The sequence below is a fragment of the Pseudomonas sp. A-R-19 genome (assembly GCF_019956575.1).
Lineage (GTDB): Bacteria > Pseudomonadota > Gammaproteobacteria > Pseudomonadales > Pseudomonadaceae > Aquipseudomonas.
Window position 1 is genome coordinate 65,379 of record NZ_JAHBDR010000060.1, and the last position, 21,412, is coordinate 86,790.

A 21,412-nucleotide genomic window follows, 5' to 3' on the forward strand; every position below is an offset into this window, starting at 1 on the left:
CGGGTGGAGGAATCTTCCCATTTTCCCCTGCTGCTTTGGGCAGGGCTTGCGCTTTATTTGGTGAGCATCTGCTGGATGCCCGGCAGACCGCAACGGGTTATGCGTCCGTTGGTGGTGGCAAACCCAGATCTGACCGGTGCTGATCGACATCGAATGTCTGATGGCCGTCCGGTTGTGACACGCTTCGATTCCCCGCAGTAGCCCACACCAGACCTAACGATTTGTGTTGCCTCAGCCAGTAAGTGATCCGCCCGTTTTGAGACGGAGTATTCACCGGCGTGGCATGCACATCCGTGAAGGTGTCGCCTTCGCGAGCGATATGCTGGCCTTGATATGGGCCGTCAATTACCGGCAAGCGCTCTGTAACGTCCCGTTCAAACGTAGTCATGACTTCTCCTGGAGTTTTGCCGCGCACGGTTTGATCCTCATCGCTGCCGGGAGCTTAGCCTCGATTGACAATCTTCGATATGCCCAAGCGATGACATGGCGCTGCCATCATGAATCCCATTGTTGACCTTGCTGCAGTTCGAGATGAAGTTGCGCGAGCCGGTTGAGACGTGGCTGGCGGATGATGTGCGTGGATCGTTTACCGGGCGTTGATCGATAACGAAGGGGTGACGGACCTATGTTAGAACTGGCTGGCGCTGTACCAATCGTAATAACCAGACGGCGCCACCAACGAACACTCCCAATAAGCAGCACCCTGATAGCGAGCTCAAGACGGAAAACCGATGAAGAACGAGAAACTAAAGTGGGCGCGCGAGCCCAACCTGGAGGGGCTGAGCCAGTTACAGCGAGATCATGTGATGCGCGTCTTTCCTGAAACGCGAGCGACGATGGCTGATTACCTTCGTCAAGGCGTTGACTTGTACATCTATCGACAGGACGAAGTGCCGGAGGTGCCACCATTTGCGCTTGCGGTCGTGCAGGATCCTGCCTACTGGATAGAGTGTGTCGAATCCGAACGTTCTGCACTGGCTCTTGCGGCTAAGCTGGGACTGAATGTCGCCAGCGTAGATCCACCGGCACCTTGTGGTAGGAAACAACTCTGATCTGACTATGTCTGGGTCCACTGGCCCGTCGATGGATTTTTCTGAAGTCAGTGGGCGGTAACAAGTAGGTTCTACTTGGGCGCATAGTCACCCTGGATGACGTGGGCACCGAGTACAACCATAGTACGCTGTGCATTGCGGAAGATTGGATTGTTGCCGGGGTCTCAGATCTGGCGCACATCCCTTCCAGCTTCTCCGGTACCCTCTGACTACGTACGGGCATCGCGTGAGCCGCACAGGCGGCATAGGACATGACATCAAAGGAGGGGAGCGTGGTACGAATTCGCAAGGTCGAGATCCAAAACTTCAGGTCCATTCGGGCGCTGACCTGGCAGCCATCGCCAGGTTTGAATTGCCTGATTGGTCCAGGAGATAGCGGCAAAAGCACGATTCTGGATGCCATCGACATCTGCCTGGGGGCCCGGAGAAACGTATCGTTCGGGGACACTGACTTCTATCGACTGGATGTCACTCAACCCATACAAATCACCTTGACGCTTGGGGCGTTGCCCGACGCACTGAAAGACCTAGATGCTTACGGGCATTACCTGCGCGCTTACGACCTAGCGACAGGCATAGTGGAAGAGGAGCCACGGCAAGGAGCAGAGACCGTACTAGTCCTTCGACTCACAGTGCACAGTGACCTTGAGCCGGCCTGGACACTGGTCTCGGCTCGTGCGCAGGCACTGGGGCTGGAGCGCAACATCGCCTGGAAGGAGCGGGTAGCCCTGGCACCTGCCAGACTGGGCACCTATGCCAGTTCAAATCTGTCGTGGAATCGCAGTTCCGTTCTCAATCGGCTATCGGAGGAGCGCCCGGAACTGACGGCTGAATTGGCTAGGGCCGCGCGCGAAGCAAGGCTCAACTTTGGCGACCAAGCCGGAGCGCAGTTGCGCAATACGTTGCAGACCGTGACCAAAACGGCGACGAGCCTGGGTGTTCCTGTTGGCGGAGCGGTCCAGGCGCTGCTAGATGCCCAGGCGGTCTCCATCGGCGATGGCGCGATTTCTTTGCATGACGCTGCGGGGGTACCTTTACGAGCCCTGGGTACCGGCTCATCCCGGTTGTTGGTCGCTGGCCTGCAACGCGAAGCGGCGCAACGCGCATCTATCGTGCTGGTCGATGAGGTGGAGTACGGCCTTGAACCTCACCGTCTTACTCGGCTGCTGAATTCGCTTGGTGCAAAGGATAATCTTGCGCCGCTGCAGGTATTCATGACGACGCATTCCCCTGTCGCGGTGCGCGAGCTCAGCGGCAACCAGATTTTCGTGGTCCGAAAAGCCCCCGATGAAGTGACATACGTCCTGCCTGTGGGTGTGGCCGACGACGTACAGAGCACGGTCCGCGCCGACCCGGAGGCATTTTTGGCGCGTAATGTCATCGTATGCGAAGGGGCGAGCGAGGTTGGTTTTATCCGCGGATTGGACCACTTTTGGACCTCCATTAACGGGCGTTCGATGCTGGCGTCGGGTACAGCCTATGTGAACGTTGGCGGCGGGGAACCTGACCGGTGCTTCGTCCGTGGTCTGGCCCTGCGGCGCCTGGGGTACCGAGTGCTAGTCCTCGTCGACGCTGACAAGCCTCCAACTGACGCGGTCGTCCAGGCCTATGCAGCGGCCAGAGGGGAAACCATGACCTGGCGAGTGGGGCGGGCCCTGGAGGACGAACTTTTCCTCAGCCTGCCCGATCCCGCCATCGACGCCCTGCTTCAGAGAGCGGTTGAACTGGTCGACGAGGATTTGGTGGCCGCCCACATCCAATCGCATTCGCAAGGGGCCATCACGCTCGCTGGCATTCGCGCGCAGCGCCTTGCTGGCACTCCATACACAGCGGAAGTGCGCCAAGCCCTCGGCTTGACCTCGCGCCATCGCAAGAACGGCTGGTTCAAGTCCGTCACCAAATTCGAAGACGTGGCCAGGGATATTGTCGGCCCCCATCTTCCCGCCGTGGAAGCCGGCTTTGCTGCGCTGGTCAATCAGTTGTACAGGTGGGCCCATGCCTGAGCATGACTTGCTGGCCGTCCGCTTGGGCACCATTACGGCACCTGCAGGCTGTGGCAAAACACAGATTATCGCCGACACCCTGACCCAGCATGCGGGCCGCAAACCGGTACTCATCCTCACGCATACTAATGCCGGGGTAACCACGTTGCGTCTGCGGATGCAGCGCGGAAATGTCCCGTCATCGGCGTACCGCATCGCCACGCTCGATGGATTTGCTATGCGCCTGGTGAGCTTCTTTCCGGCGCGCAGCGGCCTACCGGCTGCTACCCTGGAGTTGAGAAACCCCGGTGGCGACTATCCCGCTATCCGCCTGGCGGCGCTCCATCTGTTGCAAGGCGGGCACCTCAATGAAACGTTGGCAGCCACGTATGCCCACCTTATCGTTGACGAGTACCAGGACTGCAACCTGGTGCAGCACTCCTTGGTCACGGCGCTGGCCACCGTGTTGCCAACCTGCGTCCTTGGCGATCCGATGCAGGCCATCTTCGGCTTTGGCGGCAACCAGTTAGTCGACTGGAATGCGCATGTGCTGCAGCAGTTTCCTCCGATCGGCGAGCTCAACCGACCCTGGCGATGGATTAACGCCGGGACGCCGCAATTCGGCCAATGGCTGTTGGACTGCCGGCGCGTCCTCCACGCAGGCGGCAGTGTCGACCTGCGGCAGGCGCCTCCCGAGGTCACATGGATTCAACTGCAGCCCGCCACCGCCGAACGCCAGCGCCTGGCCGCGGCGTTGACGCGCTCGGTGACCCCGGAGGGCCAGGTCCTGGTCATCGGCGACAGCCGCAATCCCCGAGGACGTCGACAGATGGCCAGCCAAACCCCTGGGGCCACCGCGGTCGAGCCCGTGGATCTTGCGGACCTCACCAACTTTGGCCTCACGTTCACCTTGGAAGCGCCCGATGCCGTCACGCGGCTGGTCCACTTTGCTGCTGAAACGATGACGCAGGTCGGCGTCTCCGCTCTCTTGCCGAGATTGGACAGCCTGCGTAGGGGCACCGCGCGTACGCCGCCGACGCCCACCGAAGTAGCGCTCGTGACCTTCGCGGCCACGCCTACGTACCCACTGGCCGCAGACGCACTACGTGCCTTGATGCGTCAGGACAATGCACGGGTGTATCGCCCCGACGTTCTGTATGGCAGCCTGCGTGCTTTGCAGATGGCCGCCGGGGGAAACTGCACCTTCTCCGCTGCCACCGTTCGCGAGCGGGAGCGCAATCGCCACGAGAGTCGGCAGCTGGCTCGCCGCGCGATAGGCAGCACCCTGCTGCTCAAAGGCTTGGAAGCCGAGGTGGCCGTCATCCCGTCCCCTGAAAACATGGATTCCCGGCATCTCTACGTCGCCCTGACGCGCGGGTCTTCCAGGCTCGTCGTGTGCTCGGCAACGTCGGAGCTGGTGCCACAGCGGGGTTGAGCGAAAGCTGCAGCCCCCAATTATTCGGGTGTCCGAGCGGATGACGACCTCGGTCATCACATCTTCTTTTGTCACGGCATCTGCCAATCATCGTGACAAAACGTGCTGGTCAAATCTGATGCAATCAGTGGTCTGTACGAATGCAAATGACTGGTCAGGTCGGATAGAACGGTTGGTCAAGTGGAGTGCAATTTCGCAACAAAAGAAAGCTCGCACGGCGGGCTTGTGAGTGGAGCTGCTTTTCCTATCGGCATGGATACTTTTCGGAGAGCGCAGCAAGCGACACTACAAGACGCGGATCACCTATCACTGTTGGTCGCCTTTTGATGTACTCAAGCACGACTTGCGCTAGACCAGCAGGATTAACTTGGCCTTGCGTGCAAACTTGGGCATTTGCAGGCACAACGCGATTTAGAATCGGTGCTGTCTCTGCAAGTGCACCGAGGTATCCAATACAGGCTCCAGCTTCCGCAGCAGCACCAATACCGCTCGGCTTGGCTGTTGAACCTTGTGGTACGGAGCTGCAGTTTTTCACCAGCCATTGGGTATCTAGGACGTCTGGAGCCAGTTCAACAGCTGATACCGCACAAGGTGAAACCAGCGCAAAAATTGTTAGAAATGCAGCTTTAAAACCTATTTCCATGTCGATCGTTCCTGCATTATTCGCGGACTCAAAATGGGCGTCCTCCTATTGCCTTGGCCCAGCGTTTGTCGACTGGGCTTGTGGTGTAACTGGTGCGGATTTCCTGGAGTTCAGGCTCATTGGCTGATGTCTTGGGATGTATCTGATCGATGCTTCAAGTGATGCTGCAACAATGCCATGCACTGGCACTAAACCTGCTGCGCGACGCTATGATCGATGGCGAACAGGACCTTCGACGTCCCGTAAAACGTAAACTCCAGCAGCTCAAGGTTCCCCTCTCTGGCAATACGGTAGAAAAACACGTCCGGGTTGGGGCCATGGCGTTCGGCTCCGACCGCATCGAGCATTTCTTCACCTTCGCTCATGACCCGGTTCAACAGAACGTTGAGCTGTAAGCTGTTCCCGAGCAACGTGAAGTTCGTCAGCGAAGACAGCTTTGTCGTGAGCTTGGCATTGTGATGGCGAAAGTAAATTGCGCGAGCATTCATCTCCAGCACGCCCATCAGCCGCACCATGTCGACTTTAAAAGCCAAGGTCTGAGTCCATTCGTCCTTATCCAGATCATGAACTTTCACCTGCACCGCACTACCGGCCAGAGATTTGGTAAGTCGATTATTAGACGCAATCGACTCTTGAACCTTGGTCTGAAAGTAGTGATCAGCCACCTCGTTCAGTCCGAAGGACATTGGCAAGATGTGCATCAGGTACTGATCATCGGCGGATTTGTCGCCGTTGTGCTCGTCGCACGCTGGCACGACGATCAAGTTCACCCGCTGGTCTTTGCCGTTGAGGGAGTACTTTTGTGCTGGAAAAAGGCAGCGAGGCGGAGCGTGTTCACGTGTCGTAGCAGGTTTGCTGCACATGTAGCAGGTGTTGGTCATCGTCACTTCCTTGATCAGTGGACACGAACCCGCGCCTTGGTACTGCAAAGCCCGCAATAATGGCGGGCTGACGGTATGTGAATTCACATCGGAAACAGATCGATAGCCTCAATCTTCGTGGTCGTCTTTTTCTTGTGATACTCAGATCGGGGGGGCAGCTTAGATGAGGTATAAGACTCGAGGTACTGCTCAACGGCTGAGTACACCGACAGGAAGAACAGTTCCAGCGCACTGATCGCGGACCCTTTCTGGTCTTCATAAAAATACGAGAGATACCCCATGCCATCCCGGTCAAAAATGACATAACCCTTTTCCAGGTGATACGACGGGTATAGGCCGGTTATCACGTCCGGAAGGTCATGGTAGGTGTCGTGATCGAACTCTTTGCGACTCCCGGGATGCTCATAACTGTCAAAGTGGTCTCCGACGGTTTCAAGCTTCGGAGCATTGAACATGAACAGGTAGGTCCGAGCCTGCAATTGCAATTTTGCAAATGACTGGAAGTACGTGATCACCTCGTGAAAACGAGGCTTGTCGATCGAGGTTTTTACTTCGATCAGGGCGATCACGGACTCGGCAGGAACGACAACAACATCACCAGCCCGGAAGAACGGGGCATACCGATGCGAGTCATAGATCAGGATGTCGCACTGCTTGGAGAGACCACCGTCGGGGGTGATGATGAACCCCTGCTCAACACTGACCGCACCTGGCAGATGTTCTTGGAGGAACTCGCGCAGCACTGCCTCAGCCAGCGCCCCGGTCGTAGGGTTGTGCTTTGTGATGTACACCTTGGCTTGAGCAATCTTACTGTGCAGTTGCTTGGTCACATGATCAAAGTATTGACTCATATCGGAGAACGTCCTGTAGTCATGTGAATTTTCCTATGATTCCGTCCGCTCCCTGCGCAGCGAACTGATTGCCTTGAATTGGCTGATTCCGACTGACCCACGCTCGTTCCTAGCTTTTGATCCAGGCCTAGTCAGGAGTGTCTCAACCGCGGGTCGTGGCGCTTCATAGATCTGAAACGCGTTGTATTCGGCATCGAGCAACACCAGCAGAACCGTATCAAAGGGCTGGTTTAAGTCGATCGAACCGACCCGGCCACCTCGAAGTCGAGGATTGGGGAAATATCGACCCTTGATTTGAATCTTGAGAGTCACCCCATCCCTTGTTTCAGTCGCGTCATAACCGGCTTGCCTGGCAAGCTCCAATTCGAGATCTAGAATCCGAGCAGCCTCGTATTCTGCCACCTCACCAGTAACGCCCAGAGGCTTGCCAGTGAGATGGTAGTAGCGCCTGGCAAGCACCTTGGCCTTTCGAAGGATCTGGTAAACCTCATCGGTCGCATCCATGCTCTTTTCCTAGACAGTTCGCTATCAAGTCACGAGCGTGATGTAGTGCAGTGCCGGCAAGCCGGATTCGCTATCAGAAATCTCGTCAGGTTCCTGGCTGATGAACTGTTTGGCCACCCTGTGCGAGCGCTCGTTATCTACACCGATAATGGCTTCAAGGTAAAAGCCAGGCTCCGACAGTTCGGCTTCCAACAGTCCTTTAAACTCTTTCAAACTGCTGGAGAGGACGGCCTTGGCTAGCCCCTGACCACGGAAGGGAATCGCAACGGTATAGCCCACACCAAAACAGCGTTTGCCTTCGTTTGGCTCAGCTTCAATGTAAGTGGCCATGGCCTTGACCTGGCGGCCTACGATCATTGCGTAAGTCAGCCGAATGGTGTCAGGAGTCGGCTTATCACGAAGAAAATAAAGCTCGCGCTGTGTCTTGCAACGCTTGGGCTTGATAGTGCCGCTGAGCAGCGCCTTTTGAAAACTGATCAGCCCTATGTGAGGGTCGGTAATCGCTGGCATGTGAGTTCTCCTACTCGGACCTGAGGATCGAAAAGCGTCCCTCTCTTACTGCTTCAGCCCCACAGGTGCGGGGCTTGGGCCTTACAGGGTCATGTCCTATCAGAAGCGTGCCGGCGGACTGACTGTCTGCTGAAAACCGCCACCTTCCGACAACTGGCTCGGCACCTTGAGTACATCGCTTACAGCTCGGTCCTTTTCCTGAGTCAGTTGCACTGTAATCGCAGAACCGATCAAATCATTTTCAACCAGTGCGGTCAGATAGCCCGTCACCTTCGATATCGATGTCATTCTGGTGCCCATCAAATGATTCTCCGCACAATATCGCCAAGCCGCGCCGGGGCGCTCTCGCACAGCCTCTTAACCGCCTCAAGGCTCTCAATCTCCAGTATTTCGCTGATGTTTCGCAAGTCGATGCCCCGACGCTTGAGCTTGACGGCAAGCGTCCGACGCCCTGACTGCGCACTGGCCCCCTCGATCCCAGCAAGACCGAACAGCCGCGTATAGAGTCGGCTGAGTTGGTTCGCGCTGTAGTACGTTTTACCGTCGCGCCGCTGAGCGCTGATCTTTTTCCTATCATTCGCTTTGGTCAACGTCGCCAACAACTTTTGACCTCAAATGGGCTTGTTTTTTGACCACGCGGAAGTAGTAGATCAGCGTCAACGGGGAGGCGATAACTACACTCATTATCAAAGCTGCTGGTAACGCGAGCACAAGCCTACTCGGGAAATCGAACTGCCCGCCAACCACCATCGCCATGAAAATGGCAACATAAAAAGCTACCTTCCCGAAGTAATCCCGTAACCACCATCCTTTAGTATCTTTGCGACCAAACCGCAGAACGAACCAGCCAAAACCGAAAATTACTGCTGTCGCCAGAAGTGTTGCAATCATTCTCCCCGCTCCATTTCCTATACTTCAGACCGCGCCCAGCGCAGTCTGCTGATCGCTTTGAATTGACTGATACCGACTGAGCCACGTTCGTTTCGAGCCTTTGACCCAGGCCTTGTCAGTAACGCCTCAACCGCAGAGCGATCCGCTTCAAAAATCTGGAAAGCGTTGTAATCCGCATCGAGAAGAACCAGTAAAACTGTATCGAAGGGTTGCCTTAAATCGATTGATCCCACTCGACCGCTTCGCATTCGTGGGCTGGTGAAATACCGCCCCTTGATTTGAATTCTGACTTTCAGCCCATCTCTCACTTCTGTCGCGTCGTACCCAGCTTGCCTAGCCAGTTCCAACTCGACGTTGAGGTGCCGAGCTGCCTCGTACTCTGCGATTTCGCCAGTCACACCCAGCGGTTTGCGAGTGAGTTGGTAATAACGGCGAGCCAAAACCTTGGTGTCTCGAAGGATCTGGTACACCTCATCGACGTCCTCCATGCGATTTTCCTATGTCGGCGGTATTACCGAACAGTACATTGGTCCGGAGTAGTCGATTGGCCCGCCATTAAGCTCCTCAACCATCCGATTTTTTGCATCCATCCAGTCTTGGAAGACGCTGGCACGGTCGTGAATGAGAGGGTGATTCTCAACAGATGCTGCAAGCAGAAAAGCGATAGCCTGGCCAGCTTCCACACACACCAGTAAGGCATGGTTTACGTGCCAGCTATTTCGACCGTAAACACCTACCAACGAAAAACCATGAAGACCATCCCCCATGGGACCCATGTCCTCTATATGATCAATCACAGATTTACGATTCGGGTGCGCACCGAAGTCTATTGAGGCGTCGTAATGCGCAAGCACGTACTCGGCCATAACTGGATCAATTTTCCTCAATTCATTAGCCGCATTCTTTGCAGTAAAAGTTTTCCGACATTTCTGAAGTGAGCTTTCTGAATGGTGGCGGCTTATCCAAACATCTGCTTTAGCCTCGTCACAGGCAATGAGAAACCCATAGCACGCTGATTCGAGCGCGGCACGTGCAATCGGATACGTTGACACTACATGTCCCGAAAGCGCCTGACGCACTGCGCTTAATATCAGCGTGTACGAGTTCATTGCTAGCAGACCGACAACTGGGTTCACCTCAAAGCTGTGTTCGAAGATCTCTCGATGGAATATCTGGTCCATCTGGTCTACCAAGAACATCAGCTGTGGTGGTTCTGCCGTATGATCCTTTGCGCTCTTTAAGGTGGCTGCCAAGTAATCTTGGAGCGTTCCGGCGTCGATTTTCAAAGGTCTTTCCTGGAACAGTTCAATTGTTGGCCGGGGTGGCATTCAGGCAGTTCGCCAAGGCCTCCCCGGCATTGGTCAACAGGTACTCACCAAACAGCGTCTGAATCATCAGACCACGCTTCACTAACGCGTCACACGTCCGCACGCGAGACGCATGGGACACAGGCCCATGGACTCCGAAGTCGTCGTAGTCATGTCCAAAGCCCATGCTCTTGAGCACATTCGCCATCGGCACGCTGAGTCTTGTGGTCATGGTCGATTTTCCGTGCTAGTCACGATTGATCAGATTCAACTTCTTGTTGTGCATATGTTTACTGTCCTGCTCCTATGGCCACGACCCCGATTTTTAGGCCAGGGCTTGGTGGGCGGCGGTCGATCTTGCCGTTAACGCATAGTATCCATGTACCCGAAATGGTACTTCCGAATCATCTCAATGGTTATTTCTGCCCTTTGGGGAACAGGGAAAAAGGTGTCACTGATCTGAGCAAAATATCGCTTCGTGATATCCATGAAATGCTCTGGCATGCCAGGGTGAGCAAGATTTTTGAACACCGCCCCTTTTTTGAATTGCGCCTCTAGGTATACCGAAACCCTCTGAAGCCGACGCTGCCAGTCGTACGGATACACGTCTTTCATGTCATCCCCAAGTGGCTCAACCGGCTGGATTAACGCAGTCCCGTGGGCGAGCACATTTCGCAGAACAAACAAGACGTCAATACCCTCCATCACTTCTTTAGGGATGGTTGCGTTCATTGGGGCGCCAAGGTACGCGGAGCTCGCCTCTGTTAATTTTTGCCACGATCCTGTGCTCTCCAAATCACGGAGAAATTTGGCAAGGAGGCGGTCCGGAGCCGTGTGCTCCGTCAATCCGGCAGCTACGTTCCGCTCAATGACTTTGTTCAAGTCATCGGTAACTCGTTCTGTAAGGATCGTCCGCATGGTTCCTTCAACGATCGACGCGTTGAGGATAAGCAGCGCAAAACCATGCTGATAGCTGTAACGCTCATGGGGTTCCTGTCCTGGTACGGTTGCGGCATTGCGTATCGCTGCTTTATGCGCGCGCGCAGAAGCCTCGTATGCAAGCAGAAGTGAGGTCGCTGTCTCCCAGCCCCGATAATTGCTCATATCAGTCCTTCGCAAGTGAGGTGCGAAAGCCGCCCTCCGGTACTGCCGAAGCCCCGATGAAGGGGCTGTGTGATTGGCAGTGAATTTCCCTCAACTTGCGACCTAGCGCGAACCACTGTTGCATTCAGCCTAGCTCTGACGTTCGTCAATTGCCCTTGCAGTAGTTGTAAAGTTGGGTAGGCACAATGACTTCTTTGTTCAGGAAATCGATCAACTCCTGACCGCCAGTACGGTTGCCGAGGTCGTAGTCACGGTTGCCTTGGATGTGTGCGGAATCCATTGCATACGTAAAGCCATTTTTCTCACCCATTATGTGGACGTGGCCGCCGACGATGAATGCTAAGGTTTTGCTGTCTTCCCCGTATCCGGGAAGTTTGAATGCCTGCATTGCTGCCGTGAAAGCACCGCTCAAATATCCACGAACAAATGGACAGAAAAAAAGCTCGTCGAAACCAGGTAGCTCACGTGCTCGGTCAAATTGCAGGTCAATGATGAATGCAGCAACGTCAATCGCACATTGAGTTTTTTCGTCTATTTTCGGCTGAGCTTTCGGCCCAATTTTTTTCTTCCAGAACGCCATATCCATTCTCCCCAATGAAACAGTTCAGGTTCATCCCGCAGGGGGCGGGCTTGTGGGTGCAGCGGCCTTTCCTCAACCTTCAGACTGCTTGGCAATTGGGCGACCTGACCATACTTTGTAGAGGAAGAAAGCTGCCGCGAATATGGCACAGCCAATCCCCATACTTTCCGAACGGAAGCCGAGAGATTTGGCTATGTTGCCTGCCCCAAATCCAACCAGAATTACGATTGCCAATGGCAGAAATGACTTCCATTTAGACATGCCCTATTCCTTCGCCTTGCGCGGAAAGCGCGCCCTTACACGTCCTCGGCCCCGCACGATGGCCAGGCTTCGGGTGTACCTGGGCGGTCAATTCGTAGACCTCTCGACCATTTACAAAGTCCCACACCTTGCGGGCAACCATTTTCAGCACCTCCTAAGCAACCAAAATGGCGAATAGCCAAATGACGTATTTGAGCCCGGCCATTAGCGGGCCGTCGCTTTGCTGCACGCTTAATTCGAAGTACAGCTGCTTTAGTTCCGGAGTCAGCGTCATGGCTTTTTCCTTCAACAGATCAGTTAGCGTCGAAGTCGGCAGCAATAATCGCGTCTTGCACGGCATCGTCATTATCAAACATTTGCCCCGCGAGGGGCTTCTTCAAGTAAATATAGGATACTGAAATATCCTTTTACTGGCTTGCACCTTCCATTGCCTGTACTTGAAGAGAGATCTGTGTTTGTTCAATTCTAGAAGAATACTTGTTCATAATTTCGCTCAGTTTGTCTTTGCCTAGCTTAGAAATAATGGCTTGTGTTTCTTTCCCTGTCTCTATCGATTTAGCCTCTAGAACATCAACACTAGACTTCCCATGGATAAACTCAAGCAGATAACTCGCTCGTTCATCAAGCAATAGTTTGAGGGCGGGTGAGTTTGTGGAAAGCTCAGAAAGCAAGAAATGACCTACATAGTCTACCTTTAATGCCCACATCGCGTCCTTGCCAGTTTTGGCGCTGGGAACAATTTCTTTGTCGACTTTCATTCTAAGTGAGGAATTAAGCAGAATAAGGACGGGGGTCTGCTCTTTTTTAGGTAGGACACGCACCCATGCTGATGTGACACTCCAAGTCTCAGAATCTTTCTGTGTTGCTGCTGACGCAGTACACATCATGAATGAGATAGAGATAAACGCAGCAATCTTAAAAAAAACCACCTTGCCTACGTGTACTTTCATGCGTTCCATCCCGGGATTGGCTGGCGGGAATTTTAACCGCCAGATGAGCGGACATACCAGATGTGGTGGTACGAGATTTTACTATCATTCGCTTTGGTCAACGTCGCCAACAACTTTTGACCTCAAATTGGCCTGTTTTTTGACCACGCGGAAGTAGTAGATCAGCGTCAACGGGGAGGCGATAACTACACTCATTATCAAAGCTGCTGGTAACGCGAGCACAAGCCTACCCGGGAAATCGAACTGCCTGCCAACCACCATCGCCATGAAAATGGCAACATAAAAAGCTACCTTCCCGAAGTAATCCCGTAACCACCATCCTTTAGTATCTTTGCGACCAAACCGCAGAACGAACCAACCAAAACCGAAAATTACTGCTGTCGCCAGAAGTGTTGCAATCATTCTCCCCGCTCCATTTCCTATACTTCAGACTGCGCCCAACGCAGTCTGCTGATCGCTTTGAATTGACTGATACCGACTGAGCCACGTTCGTTTCGAGCCTTTGACCCAGGCCTTGTCAGTAACGCCTCAACCGCAGAGCGATCCGCTTCAAAAATCTGGAAAGCGTTGTAATCCGCATCGAGAAGAACCAGTAAAACTGTATCGAAGGGTTGCCTTAAATCGATTGATCCCACTCGACCGCTTCGCATTCGTGGGCTGGTGAAATACCGCCCCTTGATTTGAATTCTGACTTTCAGCCCATCTCTCACTTCTGTCGCGTCGTACCCAGCTTGCCTAGCCAGTTCCAACTCGACGTTGAGGTGCCGAGCTGCCTCGTACTCTGCGATTTCGCCAGTCACACCCAGCGGTTTGCGAGTGAGTTGGTAATAACGGCGAGCCAAAACCTTGGTGTCTCGAAGGATCTGGTACACCTCATCGGCGTCCTCCATGCGAATTTCCTTTAATCGGACGCTAATCCCATGTGCATGACATACCACGCACCGATGTCCATACAACCTTCCCCAACATAACGGCCGCCCAGACGACGAAGAAAACCCTGCTTAGCTTCCTCCGTGGACAGCCTCAACCAAGGGCTATCGTCGCCATACGAGACCAAGAGCTGTCCATTTGGTGCACGCTCGGCTTTGTATTGAGCGAACTCTGTTTCACCGTCAACGGCTTCATGGAGGGCGTACACGTCCTCTACGTCCGTCTGCACAGCGCCATCGAGCCATTCGTCAAAATCGGTCAGTGTGAGCCTAGCCATTGTTGATTTCCTCAAGTTCTCGGGGGCAAAACCTCACCCCTGGACGGACATTTCAATATCAATGCTGACTAGCGGAAAGAGTTACCGATATCACTATGCCAGTGCAAGCTCGAAAGCACGACGGATAACCTCGATGTCAACAGTTAGATACGGCTTGCTGTGATCGAGGCAGGCATGACCGAGGATGGTCTGTACCGTCTCCACGTCGCCGGTCGCAGCCAGCACCTTTGCCGCCAGAGATCGCCTGCCACTGTGTGACGAACCCTGCTTGATACCGGCCTGCCGGTAGAGCCGACTGATCGTCTGCTGGAGCGAATCACAGGCACGGTAAACCTCCGGACCGCTGTCCAATTGACGATGTTTAAACGCAAGTTCAAACGCTTGGCCCTTGTGTGTGGTAACCAGCTTTGAACCTGGGCACAGGCCCCCGATATTCATCAGCACCGGACAGGCCCCACCGGCGTAGCAAGCGAACCGCGATCCAGCCGTCCAAGGCGGCAAGGCATCGAGCATGTGTCAGGTATACATTGCGGGGTCGGCAGCCCTTGGTGATGTCTGGTCGTAGATACACCTTGGACTTAATAGCTCCGCTGGGGTACAGCACGTCTGCGACCTTCAGCAAGGCCAGTTCGGTGACGCGAATCCCAGTGGTGTGTGTGAGCCATAAAAGCATCACGTCGCGCTCTGGCAGACGGCCAGTAACAGATGCAACGCGGATCAAGTGTTTGAATTGCCCTGGACGAAGGGATGCTGCGCGGCGGATGGGTGTAGTCATAGGGTTCTCTGTCAGGATTGATGACGAATCGCGGACGATCCTGAGAGAGTTTGCAACGGGCCTCCTGAATAGCTTACAGACCCGCGTGCCGTGGCGTTCACGGAAAATCGTTCCCCACTCGGTCGGGCTGATGGGCCGAATGCGCCTTACACACGATTATCCGAATAGCCCGAAGACGCTGCCGGCCAAGCAGCCAAAAAAGCGACTGCTAAAGGACATGACCGAGCTTCACCACGCGCTGGACGAAGCTGTCATCGCCGGCAAGGTCACGGGCACCGATGTCGGGGACATCTGCCACCAACTCTCCGCTAGCCAGGAGCTGCCGGATGACTTGGCGGCCAGCTAGCGTCAGCCCTCAAGAGCAAGCGCACGCTGTTAGCTCAGTCGTGATTTTAACGTGGTCACGCCATCACGGCGTGATCACCGAGATATGACTTTTGAACACCCCAAAAACCCCAAAGCAGCGCCAGAGAGTGCGTCGAGACAGCCTGAAAACCGCTGGGATAACCCGAATGACGCTGTCCCTGGACAATGCCACCGCCAAGATCCTGCGATCGCTGGCAGTTGAGCACAAGGTGACCCAGCCCGAAGTACTTAAGATGGGCATGCTGCTGACCCGCAAAGCCCTAATGGCGACTGAGGAACACCAAGGAACTCTTAGCACTTCACTCGCACCTGCGATCGCAATGGATGCCCAAGGTAATGATTGGCCGCCAATGCGTGCATCAGAAGCTCGGGCCATCAGACTCGGCCTAGCTGTTGAGGCGCATCCATGAGTACGTCGCCTCAACCCTGTGCCGATGGAATCGAGTACCTGCAGTGGGTGCCGGGCAAGCGACATTTCCGTTGCGAGAAGCTGAGCGCCTCCATGAGCAGCGACGACTGCTCTGGTCGGTACACGCGGTCCATTGCCGGTGATGAGCGGACATCGGCTTGCCGCTTCTGCCCGATCGGAGCCGTGCACGCTGGCAAAGTCGACCCCCTCCAGGCCGCATCGTCTTCGGCCAAGATCAAGATCACGAGACATCCGGATCAGGGTACCAGATGCACTCGCTGTGGCCGCTCCGATCTTCGGCTCATCCATGCTAGTGGCGACATCTGTGTGAGCTGCTGGAACCGGCAGCGCGAGTGGAAGCTTGGCAGGGATGCCAGAGGGAAGGCTCCAAAGACATACGTGCCGCTCCGTGCACGTCGCGTCGGCATTATCGTCAATGGTGAGCCTGGCTATCGGCTGGTTGCCGAAACTCAGAATGACGCCGAGGCACTGGCTAGGTGCGTTCGAGAGATGCCAGACGGCTTGGCCTTTCACGATGAACATCCAGGGGTCGCCGCTTGGAACAAGCAGGCACTATGTTTCGAGTATCGTGACCGTGTTGACCCGAGCAGAGTTTTGCTTGAGCTGAAAGATGGCAACCGGCTGCATTTTGTCTCAGTGAAAGCAAGCAGCCTGCGACAAGGGGAGGTGGCTGCAATACCAAGCATGCCTACGGTGCGAATGAGTGTAAATACGGCGGCTGTATGGTTTGATTTGGATCAGGATGGAGATGGAATGGCGGTTACCTCCGAGTGGCGACCGCAGGCGATTGTCTGTTCGACTTGCTGCATTGCGCAGATCCAGGCCCGTCGTTTTGCCGGAGTTGTTGAGTGTCGGTGCCCAGCTTGCGGATCTTTGTCGACTGGACGTTCACGAAGAGCCAGCACTAGGGCGTCAGGCTTAGTGAATGCCGCACGCGGAGCCCGATCAGTCTAATTGCACTCACTCATACTCAGCGTCGAAGACTCAGGACAGGGGAGGGGGCGCTAAATGCTTCAAAGCTCAAGTGTTGAGCAATGTGTTGAGCAGAAATAAAAAAGGCCAGCTAAGCGCTGGCCTTTTTCGTTTATTTACTGGCTCCACGACCTGGACTCGAACCAGGGACCCAGTGATTAACAGTCACTTGCTCTACCAACTGAGCTATCGCGGAATGGCGCCTATGTTACTGATTCAAAAAGAGAAGTCAAGCATCGAATAGCAAATGGACGGATTCATGGGGACGGGCGGTGGTTTAGTGGTCATTGGCGGTTACCAGAATCGCACCAGAGGTCTACCATGGCCGTCCGGAAGTGGTGACACGCGCTGCCGGCCACTACGCCGAAAAGGTACGCGCCATGAATCATTTGAAACTCACACCTCGACATTCCGCGGTGCACCCATGAGCGTCGCTCAGATCAGCCTGCCCAAAGGTGTCGGCCCCCATGCCGAAAAGTTGTTCGACGCCATCACCCAGGCCAGCACCGTTGAAGAACTGAACCGCGCGGGCGGCAAGGCTGAAGGCTTCGTTCTCGGGCTGGAAAGCACCAAGGCGATCAAGAGCCAGATCGCCGAATCGCTCTACGTCGCTTATGACGATGCGGCCAGCCAGCGTGCGAATGAGCTGGCTTAACCGCCGAAGGTAATCGTGCCAAGCATCAGTTTGGCATACAGCATCGTGGCGCCCAGTTGCACCAGCCACAGGGCCAGGCCGCCGAGGAATACACCGGCGGCCACTTGCATCACCAGGTTGTTGCCGCGTTTGGCCGGGGTGCGCGGGACGAAATGGTCCAGCTCATCGCGGTCGGCGCGTAGGTCATCGTTTTTCATTTGAGTTCTCATCGGAATTACAGAGTGTACGCATAACCTGTGGGAGCGGGCTTGCTCGCGAAAGCGGTGGCACATTCGGCATCAATGTCACAGACAGATTGTCTTCGCGAGCAAGCCCGCTCCCACATTTTGACTTGTGTGGAGTTTAGAGGGCTGCGTCGTTGCTTTGAAAATTATCTGAAGCGAATGAAAAACGGGAAGCCACATGGCTTCCCGTTTTTCATTTCAAGGCCGGATCAGATGACCTGGACGATAGCGTCCGTCACCACCTCGATGTTGCTCTGGTTCAGCGCAGCCACGCAGATGCGGCCGGTGTCCAGGGCGTAGATGCCGAACTCGTTGCGCAGACGGTGAACTTGCTCAACCGTCAGGCCGGAGTAGGAGAACATGCCGCACTGACGACCGACGAAGCTGAAATCGCGCTGAGGCGCTTTTTTGGCCAGCAGGTCGACCATCTGGGTACGCATGCCACGAATGCGCAGGCGCATTTCGGCCAGTTCGGCTTCCCACTGGGCGCGCAGTTCCGGGCTGTTCAGCACTGCAGCAACAACGCTGGCACCGTGAGTCGGCGGGTTGGAGTAGTTGGTACGGATCACGCGTTTGACTTGCGACAGCACGCGCGCGCTTTCTTCTTTCGATTCGCTGACGATCGACAGGGCGCCGACGCGCTCGCCGTACAGCGAGAACGATTTGGAGAACGAGCTGGAGGCGAAGAAGGTCAGGCCCGACTCGGCGAACAGGCGCACGGCAGCGGCGTCTTCGTCGATGCCATCACCGAAACCTTGATACGCCATGTCGAGGAATGGCACGTGGCCCTTGGCTTTAACCACTTCCAGGACGTTTTTCCAGTCTGCCGGGCTCAGGTCCACGCCGGTCGGGTTGTGGCAGCAGGCGTGCAGCACAATGATCGAGCCGTTTGGCAGCGCGTTCAGGTCTTCCAGCATGCCGGTACGATTCACGTCGTGGGTCGCGGCATCGTAGTAGCGGTAGTTCTGCACCGGGAAACCGGCGGTTTCGAACAGCGCGCGGTGGTTTTCCCAGCTTGGGTCGCTGATCGCCACAACGGCGTTCGGCAGCAGCTGCTTGAGGAAGTCGGCACCGATTTTCAGAGCGCCGGTACCGCCGACAGCCTGAGTGGTGATGACGCGGCCAGCGGCGAGCAGTGGCGAATCATTGCCGAACAGCAATTTCTGCACAGCCTGGTCGTAGGCGGCGATGCCGTCGATAGGCAGGTAGCCACGGGAAACGTGTTGAGCGGCGCGAATCGTTTCGGCTTCGACAACGGCGCGCAGGAGTGGAATTCGCCCCTCCTCGTTGCAGTAAACACCGACCCCCAGGTTGACCTTGTTGGTACGGGTATCGGCGTTGAATGCTTCGTTGAGGCCCAGGATTGGATCGCGTGGTGCCATTTCGACAGCGGAGAACAGGCTCATTATTGCGGCGGCTCTGAATGGAGAGTGGAGGGACGTGTCGCGCTCCAGCCGAATGCACTAGAGCGGTGCACAAACGGGGAGCTAGTATAGAGGCCATCCGCGATCAATGGCGACAGGCGATTCGGCTTTTAAGGTATGTTTTTCCGATTATTTTTCGACCGTTAGTCGAATGGCGTCGGCAAAGGTTTTGCGCGATGTAGGACGTTTACCTTGAAAGGGCTGGCAATCGGCTCCACATTGAGCACAATCCAGTTTTTTCCTCGGGAGACATCGGTCGTTTGCGGTCTTTCTCGTTCGTGCCTGATCCAGAGGTTTTTCATGTCTGAATTCCAGCTAGTCACCCGTTTCGAGCCCGCCGGCGACCAGCCGGAAGCCATCCGCCTGATGGTCGAGGGCATCGAGGCCGGGCTGGCGCACCAGACGCTGCTTGGTGTGACCGGTTCGGGCAAGACGTTCAGTATCGCCAATGTGATCGCCCAGGTGCAGCGCCCAACCCTGGTGCTGGCGCCGAACAAGACCCTGGCGGCGCAGTTGTACGGGGAGTTCAAGGCGTTCTTTCCGAACAACGCGGTGGAATATTTCGTTTCCTACTACGACTACTACCAGCCTGAAGCCTACGTGCCGTCCTCGGACACCTTCATCGAGAAAGACGCCTCGATCAACGACCACATCGAACAGATGCGTCTGTCGGCGACCAAGGCATTGCTTGAGCGCAAGGACGCGATCATCGTCACCACGGTGTCGTGCATCTACGGTCTGGGCAGCCCGGAAACCTATTTGAAGATGGTGCTGCACGTGGATCGCGGCGACCGGCTCGATCAGCGCGAATTGCTGCGACGCCTGGCCGACCTGCAATACACCCGCAACGACATGGATTTTGCCCGTGCGACCTTCCGCGTGCGTGGCGATGTGATCGATATCCACCCGGCGGAATCCGATTTCGAGGCGATCCGCATCGAGCTCTTCGACGATGAGGTGGAAAGCCTGTCGGCGTTCGATCCGCTGACTGGCGAAGTCATTCGCAAACTGCCGCGCTTCACCTTCTACCCGAAGAGCCACTACGTGACGCCTCGAGAAACCCTGATGGGTGCCGTGGAAGGGATCAAGGAGGAATTGAAGGAGCGCCTGGAATACCTGCGCTCCAACAACAAACTGGTGGAAGCCCAACGCCTGGAGCAGCGCACCCGTTTCGACCTGGAGATGATCCTCGAGCTGGGTTACTGCAACGGCATCGAAAACTACTCGCGCTATCTGTCCGGTCGCGAAGCCGGCGCGCCGCCGCCGACGCTTTATGACTATCTGCCGGCCGATGCCTTGCTGGTGATCGACGAATCCCACGTCAGCGTGCCGCAGGTTGGCGCCATGTACAAAGGCGACCGCTCGCGCAAGGAAACCCTGGTCGAGTACGGTTTCCGCCTGCCTTCGGCCCTGGACAACCGGCCGATGCGTTTCGATGAATGGGAAAGCATCAGCCCGCAGACGATTTTCGTCTCGGCGACTCCCGGAAACTACGAAGCCGAGCACGCCGGGCGCGTCATTGACATGGTGGTACGTCCGACCGGGCTGGTGGATCCACAAATCGAGATCCGCCCGGCACTGACCCAGGTCGACGACTTGCTGTCGGAAATCACCAAGCGCGTCGCTCTGGAGGAGCGGGTGCTGGTGACCACGCTGACCAAACGCATGGCCGAAGACTTGACTGATTATCTGGCGGATCACGGCGTGCGCGTGCGCTACCTGCACTCGGACATTGACACCGTGGAGCGGGTCGAGATCATCCGCGATCTGCGCCTCGGTACTTTCGATGTTTTGGTGGGGATCAACCTGCTGCGCGAAGGCCTGGACATGCCGGAAGTGTCGCTGGTGGCGATCCTCGATGCCGACAAGGAGGGTTTCCTGCGATCCGAGCGCTCGCTGATCCAGACCATCGGCCGCGCGGCGCGTAACCTCAATGGCCGGGCGATTCTGTATGCCGACCGCATCACCGGCTCCATGGAGCGCGCGATCGGGGAAACCGAGCGTCGTCGTGACAAGCAGATTGCCTTCAACCTGGCCAATGGCATCACGCCAAAAGGCGTGTTCAAGGACGTCGCCGACATCATGGAAGGCGCCACCGTGCCCGGTTCGCGGAGCAAGAAGCGCAAGGGCATGGCCAAGGCCGCCGAGGAAAACGCCAAATACGAAGCGCAATTGCGCTCGCCGGGCGAGATCGCCAAGCGTATCAAGGCGCTGGAAGAGAAGATGTACCAGCTCGCTCGTGACCTGGAGTTCGAAGCGGCGGCGCAGATGCGCGACGAGATTGCCAAGATGCGCGAGCGCCTGCTGACGGTCTGAACTTTGCGGTGGGTGTGCGGGCCTCTTCGCGAGCAAGCCCGCTCCCACAAGGTTCAGTGTGATCCCTGTGGGAGCGGGCTTGCTCGCGAAGG

28 protein-coding genes, 1 tRNA gene and 1 pseudogene are annotated in these 21,412 nt (G+C 55.9%); 7 read left to right on the forward strand and 23 right to left on the reverse strand.

Annotation, left to right across the window (positions count from 1 at the left end; genetic code table 11):
• Nucleotides 1-97 precede the first annotated feature (97 nt).
• Complete coding sequence (locus KGA88_RS16650) at nt 98-388, reverse strand: hypothetical protein (protein ID WP_223592806.1); 291 nt, start codon at nt 386-388, stop codon at nt 98-100.
• A gap of 343 nt (nt 389-731) precedes the next feature.
• Between KGA88_RS16650 and KGA88_RS16655 the strand changes: the two genes are divergently transcribed.
• The 3 genes from KGA88_RS16655 to KGA88_RS16665 all read left to right on the forward strand — a co-directional run bounded on the left by KGA88_RS16655 (nt 732) and on the right by KGA88_RS16665 (nt 4,469).
• On the forward strand, nt 732-1,052 hold the full coding sequence (locus KGA88_RS16655; protein ID WP_223592808.1) for a hypothetical protein: 321 nt from the start codon (nt 732-734) through the stop codon (nt 1,050-1,052).
• A gap of 272 nt (nt 1,053-1,324) precedes the next feature.
• Nucleotides 1,325-3,055, forward strand: coding sequence for an ATP-dependent nuclease (locus tag KGA88_RS16660; RefSeq protein WP_223592818.1), 1,731 nt, complete (start codon nt 1,325-1,327; stop codon nt 3,053-3,055).
• On the forward strand, nt 3,048-4,469 hold the full coding sequence (locus KGA88_RS16665) for a UvrD-helicase domain-containing protein (RefSeq protein ID WP_223592820.1): 1,422 nt from the start codon (nt 3,048-3,050) through the stop codon (nt 4,467-4,469). Before KGA88_RS16660 ends, KGA88_RS16665 begins: the two co-directional genes overlap by 8 nt.
• 244 nt (nt 4,470-4,713) lie before the next feature.
• Here the strand turns inward: KGA88_RS16665 and KGA88_RS16670 are convergent, their stop codons facing one another.
• The 19 genes and pseudogenes from KGA88_RS16670 to KGA88_RS31585 form a co-directional block, all read right to left on the reverse strand.
• Complete coding sequence (locus tag KGA88_RS16670; protein WP_223592822.1) at nt 4,714-5,112, reverse strand: Rap1a/Tai family immunity protein; 399 nt, start codon at nt 5,110-5,112, stop codon at nt 4,714-4,716.
• A 188-nt stretch (nt 5,113-5,300) separates the two neighbouring features.
• On the reverse strand, nt 5,301-5,993 hold the full coding sequence (locus tag KGA88_RS16675; protein WP_223592824.1) for a hypothetical protein: 693 nt from the start codon (nt 5,991-5,993) through the stop codon (nt 5,301-5,303).
• 83 nt (nt 5,994-6,076) lie between these two features.
• Entirely contained in the window at nt 6,077-6,844 is a 768-nt protein-coding gene (locus KGA88_RS16680; RefSeq protein WP_223592834.1) for a DUF6602 domain-containing protein, read from the reverse strand.
• Nucleotides 6,845-6,877: 33 nt separating this feature from the next.
• Nucleotides 6,878-7,348 carry a DUF6998 domain-containing protein gene (locus KGA88_RS16685; RefSeq protein WP_223592836.1) on the reverse strand — a complete coding sequence of 157 codons (471 nt, stop codon included), beginning with the start codon at nt 7,346-7,348 and terminating at the stop codon, nt 6,878-6,880.
• Nucleotides 7,349-7,372: 24 nt separating this feature from the next.
• A complete protein-coding gene (locus KGA88_RS16690; RefSeq protein WP_223592838.1) occupies nt 7,373-7,858 on the reverse strand; it encodes a GNAT family N-acetyltransferase in 486 nt (161 codons plus the stop codon).
• Nucleotides 7,859-7,957: 99 nt separating this feature from the next.
• Complete coding sequence (locus KGA88_RS16695) at nt 7,958-8,158, reverse strand: hypothetical protein (protein WP_223592840.1); 201 nt, start codon at nt 8,156-8,158, stop codon at nt 7,958-7,960.
• Nucleotides 8,158-8,457 (reverse strand): hypothetical protein, encoded by a 300-nt coding sequence (locus KGA88_RS16700; protein WP_223592842.1) that lies wholly within the window; start codon nt 8,455-8,457, stop codon nt 8,158-8,160. The genes KGA88_RS16695 and KGA88_RS16700 overlap by 1 nt, the downstream gene beginning before the upstream one ends.
• Complete coding sequence (locus KGA88_RS16705; protein ID WP_223592845.1) at nt 8,432-8,749, reverse strand: hypothetical protein; 318 nt, start codon at nt 8,747-8,749, stop codon at nt 8,432-8,434. The genes KGA88_RS16700 and KGA88_RS16705 overlap by 26 nt, the downstream gene beginning before the upstream one ends.
• A 17-nt stretch (nt 8,750-8,766) precedes the next feature.
• Nucleotides 8,767-9,237 carry a DUF6998 domain-containing protein gene (locus KGA88_RS16710; RefSeq protein WP_223592846.1) on the reverse strand — a complete coding sequence of 157 codons (471 nt, stop codon included), beginning with the start codon at nt 9,235-9,237 and terminating at the stop codon, nt 8,767-8,769.
• 9 nt (nt 9,238-9,246) lie between these two features.
• Nucleotides 9,247-10,035 (reverse strand): hypothetical protein, encoded by a 789-nt coding sequence (locus tag KGA88_RS16715; protein WP_223592849.1) that lies wholly within the window; start codon nt 10,033-10,035, stop codon nt 9,247-9,249.
• A gap of 19 nt (nt 10,036-10,054) precedes the next feature.
• Complete coding sequence (locus KGA88_RS16720) at nt 10,055-10,288, reverse strand: hypothetical protein (RefSeq protein ID WP_223592851.1); 234 nt, start codon at nt 10,286-10,288, stop codon at nt 10,055-10,057.
• Nucleotides 10,289-10,419: 131 nt separating this feature from the next.
• On the reverse strand, nt 10,420-11,160 hold the full coding sequence (locus KGA88_RS16725) for a hypothetical protein (protein ID WP_223592860.1): 741 nt from the start codon (nt 11,158-11,160) through the stop codon (nt 10,420-10,422).
• Between the two features lie 145 nt (nt 11,161-11,305).
• Nucleotides 11,306-11,740, reverse strand: a complete 435-nt coding sequence (locus KGA88_RS16730; RefSeq protein WP_223592862.1) for a hypothetical protein — start codon at nt 11,738-11,740, stop codon at nt 11,306-11,308.
• A gap of 72 nt (nt 11,741-11,812) precedes the next feature.
• A complete protein-coding gene (locus KGA88_RS16735; RefSeq protein ID WP_223592865.1) occupies nt 11,813-12,001 on the reverse strand; it encodes a hypothetical protein in 189 nt (62 codons plus the stop codon).
• A gap of 407 nt (nt 12,002-12,408) precedes the next feature.
• Complete coding sequence (locus KGA88_RS16740; protein WP_223592867.1) at nt 12,409-12,951, reverse strand: hypothetical protein; 543 nt, start codon at nt 12,949-12,951, stop codon at nt 12,409-12,411.
• A gap of 84 nt (nt 12,952-13,035) precedes the next feature.
• Nucleotides 13,036-13,353, reverse strand: coding sequence for a hypothetical protein (locus KGA88_RS16745; protein ID WP_223592869.1), 318 nt, complete (start codon nt 13,351-13,353; stop codon nt 13,036-13,038).
• 17 nt (nt 13,354-13,370) lie between these two features.
• Complete coding sequence (locus KGA88_RS16750; RefSeq protein ID WP_223592872.1) at nt 13,371-13,841, reverse strand: DUF6998 domain-containing protein; 471 nt, start codon at nt 13,839-13,841, stop codon at nt 13,371-13,373.
• Nucleotides 13,842-13,852: 11 nt separating this feature from the next.
• On the reverse strand, nt 13,853-14,158 hold the full coding sequence (locus KGA88_RS16755) for a hypothetical protein (protein ID WP_057402048.1): 306 nt from the start codon (nt 14,156-14,158) through the stop codon (nt 13,853-13,855).
• Nucleotides 14,159-14,251: 93 nt separating this feature from the next.
• A pseudogene (locus KGA88_RS31585) lies at nt 14,252-14,933 on the reverse strand (tyrosine-type recombinase/integrase).
• 217 nt (nt 14,934-15,150) lie between these two features.
• On the opposite strand from KGA88_RS31585, the gene KGA88_RS31440 reads away from it, so the two are divergent.
• Nucleotides 15,151-15,279 (forward strand): hypothetical protein, encoded by a 129-nt coding sequence (locus KGA88_RS31440; protein WP_263296158.1) that lies wholly within the window; start codon nt 15,151-15,153, stop codon nt 15,277-15,279.
• Nucleotides 15,280-15,445: 166 nt separating this feature from the next.
• Nucleotides 15,446-15,709, forward strand: coding sequence for a hypothetical protein (locus KGA88_RS16765; protein WP_223592878.1), 264 nt, complete (start codon nt 15,446-15,448; stop codon nt 15,707-15,709).
• 1,112 nt (nt 15,710-16,821) lie between these two features.
• Here KGA88_RS16765 and KGA88_RS16770 read toward each other — a convergent pair.
• Nucleotides 16,822-16,897: transfer RNA gene (locus tag KGA88_RS16770), tRNA-Asn, on the reverse strand.
• Nucleotides 16,898-17,125: 228 nt separating this feature from the next.
• Here KGA88_RS16770 and KGA88_RS16775 point away from each other — a divergent pair.
• Nucleotides 17,126-17,356 carry a hypothetical protein gene (locus KGA88_RS16775; protein ID WP_110659571.1) on the forward strand — a complete coding sequence of 77 codons (231 nt, stop codon included), beginning with the start codon at nt 17,126-17,128 and terminating at the stop codon, nt 17,354-17,356.
• On the opposite strand, the gene KGA88_RS16780 is transcribed toward KGA88_RS16775, so the two are convergent.
• Together KGA88_RS16780 and KGA88_RS16785 are read right to left on the reverse strand one after the other, a co-directional pair.
• Nucleotides 17,353-17,553, reverse strand: a complete 201-nt coding sequence (locus KGA88_RS16780; protein WP_110659572.1) for a hypothetical protein — start codon at nt 17,551-17,553, stop codon at nt 17,353-17,355. The genes KGA88_RS16775 and KGA88_RS16780 overlap by 4 nt on opposite strands.
• A gap of 236 nt (nt 17,554-17,789) precedes the next feature.
• Nucleotides 17,790-18,986, reverse strand: coding sequence for an amino acid aminotransferase (locus KGA88_RS16785; protein WP_110659573.1), 1,197 nt, complete (start codon nt 18,984-18,986; stop codon nt 17,790-17,792).
• A 318-nt stretch (nt 18,987-19,304) separates the two neighbouring features.
• Here KGA88_RS16785 and uvrB point away from each other — a divergent pair, with 318 nt between their 5' ends.
• Nucleotides 19,305-21,320 carry an excinuclease ABC subunit UvrB gene (uvrB, locus tag KGA88_RS16790; RefSeq protein ID WP_223592880.1) on the forward strand — a complete coding sequence of 672 codons (2,016 nt, stop codon included), beginning with the start codon at nt 19,305-19,307 and terminating at the stop codon, nt 21,318-21,320.
• The last annotated feature ends 92 nt before the right edge of the window (nt 21,321-21,412 follow it).